This window comes from Paraburkholderia fynbosensis, assembly GCF_902859935.1.
Taxonomy (GTDB): Bacteria; Pseudomonadota; Gammaproteobacteria; order Burkholderiales; family Burkholderiaceae; genus Paraburkholderia; species Paraburkholderia fynbosensis.
Map to the genome: position 1 here is coordinate 1 of NZ_CADIKI010000066.1, position 1,682 is coordinate 1,682.

General features: G+C 60.7%; 2 protein-coding genes. One reads left to right on the top strand and one right to left on the bottom strand.

What is annotated here, in order from left to right; translation table 11 throughout:
- The coding region (locus HV770_RS37995) for an AraC family transcriptional regulator (RefSeq protein WP_175166523.1) at positions 1–800 on the bottom strand (800 nt) is incomplete at its 3' end.
- Positions 801–939: 139 nt separating this feature from the next.
- Here HV770_RS37995 and HV770_RS38000 point away from each other — a divergent pair.
- On the top strand, positions 940–1,682 hold a 743-nt coding region (locus HV770_RS38000), incomplete at its 3' end, for an SDR family NAD(P)-dependent oxidoreductase (protein ID WP_175166524.1).

A 1,682-nucleotide genomic window follows, 5' to 3' on the forward strand; every position in this document is an offset into this window, starting at 1 on the left:
CCCACACGAACTGCCGCCGTCTGCACGTTGGCTTCCCCCGCAGCCATGAGGCGCCTCGCTTCCAGCAGGCGAATCTGCTTCTGGTACTGCAAAGGCGTGAGGGAAGTCAACGCCTTGAACTTGTGATGGAAGGCGGACGGGCTGAGCTTTGCCACGGTGGCGAGTTCGTCGATGCGAAACGTCTGCGCGAACTGCTCGCGTAGCACCTGCATCGCCCTGACGATGCCCTCGTGCCTGTCCCCGCCCACGATCATGCGGCTGACGTGGTCGCCATGCGGCCCGGCCAGCAGCCAGAAACAGATTTCTCGCATGATCAACGGATATAAAACGGGAATGGCAGCAGGTACGTCCAGCAGGCGCACCGCCCGCAGCGCGCAGTCGATCAGCGGCTCCTCGAGCTCAATGACGAAGGCGCTGCCGTCGGCAGGGGTCTCAGGTTGCGATAACGTCGACCCCTGCTGTTCGCTGACCTCGCGCATGGCGACCTGATCCAGTTGGATGATGACACTCAGGTACGGCTGGTTCGGCCCTCCTTCCATGATCTGGCTTGCACCCGGCATGTCGAGACTGACGACCAGTGCCTCTCCAGCACGGTACTCCAGCTTCCTGCTGCCGAAGCTCGTCCACTTCGCCCCCTGAACAACGATGCACAGTGAGGGCTTGTGGACCAGGTGCGTCGGGTGTCGTTGCAGTTCGCCGCACAGAATGATCAGTCCGTCGACGGCGGTGTAGAACGGGCTGCTCCCCTCCTGATTGGCGATGTAATCGTGAACCGCGTCGGCGAGTCCGGATATGGGCATTGGTGAGGCGAATAGTGATCATCAGAGTGAACGCTACTAACAAAAGCAGGAATAGGCAACAAAAAGGATGGTTTTGGCGTAGGCGGAAGGCCGCTGCCGACCTACCCTGTCGACTCCACCGAACCTCATGGAGTTGCACATGGCTGAAAACATCTACACCACATCCCCCCAGAAGATCGCTCTCATCACCGGCGGCAGCCGCGGCCTCGGCCGCAGTACCGTGCTGAGCCTTGGCAAACGTGGCGTCCACAGCATCTTCACTTACAACACCAATAAGGAAGAAGCCGACAAGGTGGTTGCCGCAGTCGCAACTTCGGGCGCCAGGGCCATCGCATTACGACTCGACGCCGGCAAGATTTCGGCGTTCGACGGCTTCGTCGACGACGTGCGCACCGCGCTAGGCGAACTCGGCTCGGACACGATCGATTTCCTCGTGAACAACGCCGGGATCTCGCACCACAACTCAATCGAGAAGACGACTGAACCGGAACTGGACGCGCTCTACAACGTGCATTTCAAGGGCGTGTTCTTCCTGACGCAGAAACTGCTGCCACTGCTTTGTGACGGCGGACGGATTGTGAACATTTCATCGGGGCTGACTCGCTTTTCAATCCCGGGCAGTGCGGCGTATGCCTCGATGAAAGGCGCGGTCGAGGTGCTGACACGATACCTGGCGAAGGAACTCGGTAGTCGGGGGATCGCTGTGAACACGGTGGCGCCCGGCGCGATTGAGACAGACTTCAGCGGCGGCATGATACGGGACAACCCCCAACTCAACCAGTTCGTGGCCAGCAACACAGCGCTTGGCCGCGCTGGCGTGCCGGATGACATCGGTCCGCTGATCGCCTCGTTGTTGGCTGAGGACAGCCGCTGGGCCAATGC